The sequence below is a fragment of the Allobosea sp. P1_A7 genome, from assembly GCF_056406775.1.
The window spans coordinates 1-7,253 of record NZ_JBFTZN010000342.1 but is presented as its reverse complement, the minus strand read 5'-3'; the positions used below and the strand labels follow the sequence as shown (position 1 = coordinate 7,253).

Sequence of the window (7,253 nt, the reverse complement as noted above, 5' to 3'; positions counted from 1 at the left end):
ATCTTCTCTCCAGCGTCGCCGCTGCGGCGGCCGTTTGCGCTGCTGCCACGACGGCCGGCGCCGCCACGCCGAAGAACGCCCTGGTGATGGCGTGGAATATCGACGCGATCAGCACTTTCGATCCGGCCCAGGTCGGCGAGGTCGTGACCAACGAGATCCTGCAGAACACCTGCGACACGCTGGTCGATTTCGACCCGGCCGACGAGCGCAAGGTTGTCCCGCTCTTCGCCGAGCGCTGGGACGTCTCGCCGGATCGCAAGGAGATCACCTTCCACCTGCGCAAGGGCGCCAAGTTCCCGTCCGGCAACCCGGTGACCGCTGAGGATGTTCTCTGGTCGCTGCGCCGCGTGGTCAAACTCAATTTCGGCAATGCCGCGACCCTGACCGAATACGGCTTCACCAAGGACACGGTCGATCAGCGCATCGTGGCGCCGGATGCCAATACGGTCGTGTTCAAGCTCGACAAGGCCTATCCGACGACGCTGATCCTGCAGGCGATCGCCGCCAACCGCGTCGCTGCCGTGATGGACATGAAGACCATCATGGCCAATGAGCAGAATGGCGATCTCGGCAATAAGTATCTCGGCACCCGCACGGCCTGCGTCGGCCCCTACAAGCTGACGCGCTGGAACGCGGGCGAGTCCATCGTGCTCGAGGCGAACGAGGGCTATTGGGGCAAGGCTCCGGCGCTGAAGCGCGTGCTGATCCGGCATGTCGCGGAAGCCGGCACCCAGCGCCTGCTGCTGGGGCAGGGCGACGTCGACGTCGCGCGTGACCTGACGCCCGAGGACGTCAAGGACCTTGAAGCCTCGAAGGATGTCTCGATCCTCAAGGTTCTGCGGCCGCAGCTGTTCTTCTGGAACTTCAACGTTGCGGACGGCCCCTTCTCCAAGGAGAAGGTGCGCCTCGCGATGCGCTACCTGATCGACTATGACGGTCTCGGCAAGACGATCATGACCTATCTCGGGGTGCCGCGGGCGAGCTTCGCGCAGCTTGGAGCGGTCGGCGCATTGGACGAGAAGGAGGGCCAGCCCTTCAAGCTCGACCTCGACAAGGCCAAGCAGCTCCTGACCGAGGCGGGCTATCCGAACGGTTTCGAAGCCAGCCTGATCTTCGGCACCTTGCCGCATTCGGCGCCGATCGCCCAAAGCGTGCAGCAGAACGCCTCCAAGATCGGCGTGAAGCTGTCGCTCGAGCGGATGGCCAATGCCCAGCTGTTCAGCAAGGTTCGCGGCCGCGAATTCCAGTCGGCGATGCTGGCCTGGCAGACCGGCGTGCCGGATGCGCATGGGAATGCCTCGCGCCTCGTCTTCAATCCCGACAACCGGGCCGAGGCGAAGCAGACGCAATATCCGAGCTGGCGTTCGTCGTATCAGGACCTGGCGCTCAACGCCAAGATCGACGAAGCCTTGCTGGAAGCCGACACGGCCAAGCGCGACGCGCTCTACGCCGAGATTCAGAAGGACGTCATGGCCAAGGGGCCGATGGCCTTCATGTTCCAGATGTACAACATCGCGGGTGTCCGCAAGGACCTGAAGGACTGGAGCTGGACCGGCTTCAAGACCTACTACGCCCGAACCAGCAAGTAAGGCTGACCGGTGTCCGAAGTCGCCGAGGTCGCTCGGTCTCGATCAGCCGCTCTGGATGCAGTTCGCGCGCTATGTCTGGGGCATCCTGCATCTCGATTTCGGGACGGCGCTGACCACCGGGAAACCGGTGATGGAAGACATCGCCCGCGTCTTCCCGGCGACGATCGAGCTCGCCAGCGTGGCGATCATCATCGGTACGGGGCTCGGCATTCCGATGGGCGTGCTCGCCGCCATGTACCGCGATACGTGGATCGACCAGCTGTCACGCGTCGTCGGGCTGATCGGTTATTCCGCCCCCAATTTCTGGCTCGGCCTGATGGGGCTCGTCTTGTTCTACGCCACGCTCGGCTGGGTGGCGGGGCCGGGGCGCATCGACTTCACCTATGAGTTCGACCTCGAGCCCGTGACGGGCTTCCTGCTCATCGACAGTGCCATGGCGGGCAACTGGGAGATGTTCGGCAACGCCTTCTCGCACATCATCCTGCCGGCCTCGATCCTGGCCTTCGGCGCGTTCGCCTATATCAGCCGCATGACGCGCAGCTTCATGATCGAGCAGCTGAGCCAGGAATATGTGGTGACGGCGCGGGTCAAGGGGCTGTCCTGGTCGCGCACCGTTTGGGGCCATGCCTTTCGCAATATCGCCGTGCAGGTCGTGACCGTCGTGGCGCTCTCCTACGCCTTCCTGCTGGAAGGGGCGGTGCTCACGGAGACGGTCTTCGCCTGGCCCGGTTTCGGCCGCTACCTGACCAATGCCCTGCTCGCGGGCGACATGAATGCCGTGGTCGGCTGCACGCTGCTCGTCGGCGTCATCTTCGTCACGCTCAATCTGCTCTGCGACCTGCTCTACCGGGTCTTCGACCCGCGCACCCGGTGAAGGCACGCCATGTCCGCTCCCCCTCTTGAAACGTCCGGCACAGGCCTCAAGGCCTGGCTTACGGCCCCCGTTCCGGCCTCGMCATTCCAGGCGCGTATGCAGCAGCTGTCCCTGAAATGGTGGCGGCTCAAGGCCAACCCGTCGGCGCTGTTCGGGCTGGCCGTCATCGTACTCATCGTGCTGGCGGCCTTGTTTGCGCCGCTGATCGCGACGCATGACATCTATGCCCAGGATCTCGGCAAGCGGCTGATGCGGCCGTCGGCGGCGCATTGGCTCGGCACGGACGAACTCGGCCGCGATATCTTCAGCCGGCTCGTCTTCGGCGCCCGCATCACGCTCTACATTGCCTTGCTGACGGCGATCATCGTCGCGCCGCTCGGTTTGATCATCGGCACCACCTCCGGTTATCTCGGCGGCTGGGTCGATATCGTGCTGATGCGCGTGGTCGATGTCTTCCTGGCCTTCCCGAGCCTGGTGCTGGCGCTCGCCTTCGTCGCCGCGCTCGGCCCGGGCATCGAGAACGCCATCATCGCGATTGCGCTCGCCGCCTGGCCACCGATCGCCCGGCTTGCCCGCGCGGAAACCCTGTCGATCCGCAAGTCGGACTATATTGCCGCCGTGCGGCTGCAGGGAGCCTCGCCGTTGCGCATCATCCTTGGCCATGTCGTGCCGATGTGCATTCCCTCTGTCGTGGTGCGCCTCACGCTCAACATGGCAGCGATCATCCTCACCGCTGCGGGGCTCGGTTTCCTCGGCCTCGGTGCGCAGCCGCCGAGCCCGGAATGGGGCGCCATGCTGGCTTCCGGCCGGGAGTTCATTTTGACCAATGGCTGGATTGCGGCCATTCCCGGTACCGCCATCCTGATCACCAGCCTCGCCTTCAACCTCTTCGGGGATGGCCTGCGCGATATCCTGGATCCGCGTCATGGCTAAGCCGCTGCTCGAGGTCGAGGACCTCTTCGTGTCCTTCAAGGGGGCTCATCGCACCACCCAGGCGGTCCGGGGCATCTCGTTCAACGTCGGCCGGGAGAAGGTCGGTATCGTCGGCGAGTCCGGTTCGGGCAAGTCGCTCACCGGGCGCACGGTGCTGAAGCTGACGCCGAAGGCCGCACATATCGACGCCAGGCGGCTCTCCTTCGACGGCATCGACCTGCTCGCCGCCAGCGAGCGGCAGATGCGGAGCATTCGAGGCAACCGCATCTCGATGATCCTGCAGGACCCGAAATTCTCGCTCAACCCGCTGATGCGGGTCGGCCAGCAGATCACCGAAGCCTACCGCCTGCATCACAAGGTCGGCCGGCGCGAGGCCGAAGCGCGGGCGCTGGCCATGCTCGAGGCGGTGAAGATCCGCGATCCCGACCGCGTCTACCAGCTCTTCCCGCACGAGGTTTCGGGCGGCATGGGGCAGCGCATCATGATTGCCATGATGCTCATTCCCGAGCCGGACCTGATCATTGCCGACGAGCCGACTTCGGCCCTCGACGTGACGGTGCGAAGGCAGGTCCTGACCATTCTCGACGAGCTCGTCACGCGGCGTGGCGCGGGCCTGATGTTCATCAGCCATGACCTCAACCTCGTCGCCGATTTCTGCGACCGCGTGTTGGTCATGTATGCCGGCCGGATCATGGAGGACATCGCCGCGCGCGACCTGCGCAATGCGCGCCACCCCTATACGCGCGCGCTGCTCGACAGCCTGCCGCGGCTCGACCGCGCCACCGACATGCTCCAGGTCCCGAGCCGCGACCCGGCCTGGCTCGACGGTCCGACGATCCGCAGCGGAGTGGCGACATGAGTGCTCCGGCCACGAACGCTTCTGGGGCTGCGCAGCAGACCGCCCTCGCAGTCAGCCATCTCAACATCATCTTCGGCAGCGGCGCAGCCGCGATGACCGCGGTCGACGATGTCTCCTTCACGCTCGGGCACGGCGAAGCCTTCGGGCTGATCGGCGAGTCCGGCTGCGGCAAGTCGACGATCCTGCGTGCGCTCGTCGGGCTCAACCGCGATTACGAGGGCACGATCAGGTTCCGCGACACGGTGGTGCCGCGCCAGCGCGACAAGAGCTTTTTTCGTCGGGTGCAGATGGTCTTCCAGGACCCCTATGCCTCGCTTCATCCGCGCAAGATGGTGCAATACGTCCTGGCCGAGCCTCTCCGGATTCACGGGTTCGACCGGCATCAGGAGCGCATCGACGAAATCCTATCGGCCGTCGGGCTCGGGCCGTCGTTCCGCTATCGCTTCCCGCATGAGCTTTCGGGCGGCCAGCGCCAGCGCGTCGCGATCGCACGCGCACTCATCATCGAGCCCGAACTGCTGCTCMTCGACGAGCCGACCTCGGCGCTCGATGTTTCGGTCCAGGCCGAAATCCTCAACCTGCTGAAGCAGCTCCGGCGTGCCCGCGACCTGACCTATCTGATGGTCAGTCACGACCTCGCGGTGGTGACGCATCTGTGCGAGCGCGTCGGCATGATGAGCGAAGGACGCATCATCGAGGAGATGAGCGCCGAGGACGTGCGCGCCGGCCGCGCCGCCGAGCCTTACACGCGGGAATTCCTGGAGGCGAGCACGGGGTACCGGCCGGCCTCGTGACTGCAATCCTCAGGGGAGGCGATTTTTCCATGCGCAAAGACGTTTCGGGGGACGGACAGGTTGCGGATGCGGCCTGGCCGAATGAGGACTGGAGTGCGGTAAACCCCGCTGATGCGGGCTGGTCCGCGGATGGCCTCGACCGCGTCTGGAGCTATGCCGACACGATCGCGACTGCGACGCTGATGATCGTGCAGGGCGGCCGGGTTGTCGCGAGCCGCGGCGATCTCGCCCATCGTTACCAGTGCCATTCGATCCGCAAGAGCTTCCTCAGCGCTCTCATCGGTATCCATGAGGACGAAGGCACGATCGACCTGTCGCGCAGCCTGGCGCAGCTCGGAGTCGACGACAAGGACGGCCTGAGCGAACGCGAGAAGGCGGCCACGATCTACGACCTGCTAACTGCGCGCTCGGGCATCTTTCACCCGGCCGGGTATGAATCGGCCTGGATGAAGTCGATCAAGGAGCCGCGCCATTCGCACGCGCCGGGCGCCTTCTGGTCCTATAACAACTGGGACTTCAACGCTCTCGGCACGATCTTCGGCGCGCTCACCGGTGCCGGCATCCATGATGACTTCCAGGGGCGCATCGCCGGGCCGCTCGGCATGCAGGATTTCCGCTTCGACGAGGAACGTCGCGACGGCTGGATCGAGCCGGACGACTGCTCCGTGCACCCGGCCTATCCGTTCCGGATGTCGACGCGCGATCTCGCCCGCTTCGGCCTGATGTTCCTGCGGCGAGGCCGCTGGCGCAGCCGGCAGGTGGTGCCGGCCAACTGGGTGGCGACCAGTGTCCTGCCGCTCTCGGATGCAGGCCCGCGTGGCGGCTATGGCTATATGTGGTGGGTGTCGCGGTCCGGTGCTGGTTTTCCGGGCGTCGTGCTGCCGGATGGCAGCTACAGCGCCCAGGGCGTCGGCGGGCAGTACTGCCTCGTCATTCCCTCGCTCGACCTGGTGATCGTGCACCGCGTCAACACCGACAAGAAGGGCGAGGAGGTCAACCGCTTCGCCTTCGGGCGCCTGCTGCGCCTCATCCTCAACGCGCGCGTGGGCTGACGGACGCGCTGGCCCTTCTCGTCGTACTCGTCGCAGATCTGGAGAGCCTATGTCGAGTGCCATCGAACGCATTGCGGCCTGGAGCCGGTCCGGACCTGGGTTCGCTCCTCTGGCGCGGACGCGTGCGCGTCATGCGATCGCCGATACGATCGGCTGCATGATTGCCGGCGCCGACGATCAGGCGACGCAGTCGGTGCGTGCGGCTTTCGCCGCCAGCATCGGGCCGTCCGGTGCAGCCGCCGTCATTGGTGGCGGCAGGGCATCGGAAGCCGTCGCCGCCCTGGTGAACGGCACGGCGGCGCATGCTCTCGATTACGACGACAATTTCCGGCCGGGCATCACCCATGCTTCGGCCGTGCTCGTGCCGGCCCTGCTTGCCGTCGCGCATGGTCGAGCCGCGAACGGGCGCAGCTTCGTGGACGCCTATCTCGTCGGGCTCGAGGCGCAGGCGATAGTCGGGCGAGGCATCAATCCGGCGCATTACACGCTCGGGTGGCACGCGACCTCGACGGTGGGGGCTATCGGAACTGCAGCAGGCACGGCCTGGCTGATGGGACTCGATGCGGCGGGCATCGCGCGCGCCATGAGCGTAGCGGCAAGCATGGCGGCCGGGCCCAAGGGGCAGTTCGGGACCCCGGCAAAGCCGCTGCATGCGGGGCTTGCCGCCCGCAATGCCGTTGACGCGGCTGCGCTTGCGGCGGCTGGCATGACAGGTCGTCTCGACATTCTGGAATGCCCGATGGGGGTGGCCGAACTGTTCGGCGACGCGAGCGCGGCGGGATGGGCCGGGATAGCCATTGCCGAGCCGCATGTCATCGAGAGCGAGGGCCTCATCCCCAAGCGCCATCCCTGCTGCGGCTCCACGCATTACACGGTGGACGCGATCCTCGGGCTGAAGGCCGAACATGGCTTCACGAGCGGGGACGTGCTTGCGGTGGAGACGCTGGTCGGTATCGCGAATGCGCGTAACCTCGCCTATCCCGACCCGGAAGACGAGATGCAGGCCCGTTTCTCGATGCATTACTGCGTCGCGCTCGCGCTCCTGCAGGACCGCTTGTCGCTGGCCGATTTCACGCCCGAGGCGGTGCAGCGCCAGGCCGTGCGCGAACTTCTGCCGCGCACGGTCATGAGGGCCTATGACAAGAGCGAGGA

General features: G+C 65.8%; 5 protein-coding genes and 2 pseudogenes. All 7 read left to right on the top strand.

Annotated elements, in window-relative coordinates:
- Positions 1–1,589: ABC transporter substrate-binding protein (locus AC1D34_RS33490; RefSeq protein WP_476826561.1), on the top strand; the 1,589-nt coding region annotated here is incomplete at its 5' end.
- Between the two features lie 31 nt (positions 1,590–1,620).
- Positions 1,621–2,463: pseudogene (locus AC1D34_RS33485) on the top strand (ABC transporter permease); the annotation flags it as partial.
- 9 nt (positions 2,464–2,472) lie between these two features.
- On the top strand, positions 2,473–3,396 hold the full coding sequence (locus AC1D34_RS33480) for an ABC transporter permease (RefSeq protein WP_476826560.1): 924 nt from the start codon (positions 2,473–2,475) through the stop codon (positions 3,394–3,396).
- Between the two features lie 70 nt (positions 3,397–3,466).
- Positions 3,467–4,255, top strand: a pseudogene (locus AC1D34_RS33475) (ABC transporter ATP-binding protein); the annotation flags it as partial.
- Entirely contained in the window at positions 4,252–5,049 is a 798-nt protein-coding gene (locus tag AC1D34_RS33470; protein WP_476826559.1) for an ABC transporter ATP-binding protein, read from the top strand. The pseudogene AC1D34_RS33475 and the gene AC1D34_RS33470, both read left to right, overlap by 4 nt.
- A gap of 29 nt (positions 5,050–5,078) precedes the next feature.
- On the top strand, positions 5,079–6,101 hold the full coding sequence (locus AC1D34_RS33465; protein WP_441488122.1) for a serine hydrolase domain-containing protein: 1,023 nt from the start codon (positions 5,079–5,081) through the stop codon (positions 6,099–6,101).
- 49 nt (positions 6,102–6,150) lie between these two features.
- The coding region (locus AC1D34_RS33460; RefSeq protein ID WP_476826558.1) for an MmgE/PrpD family protein at positions 6,151–7,253 on the top strand (1,103 nt) is incomplete at its 3' end.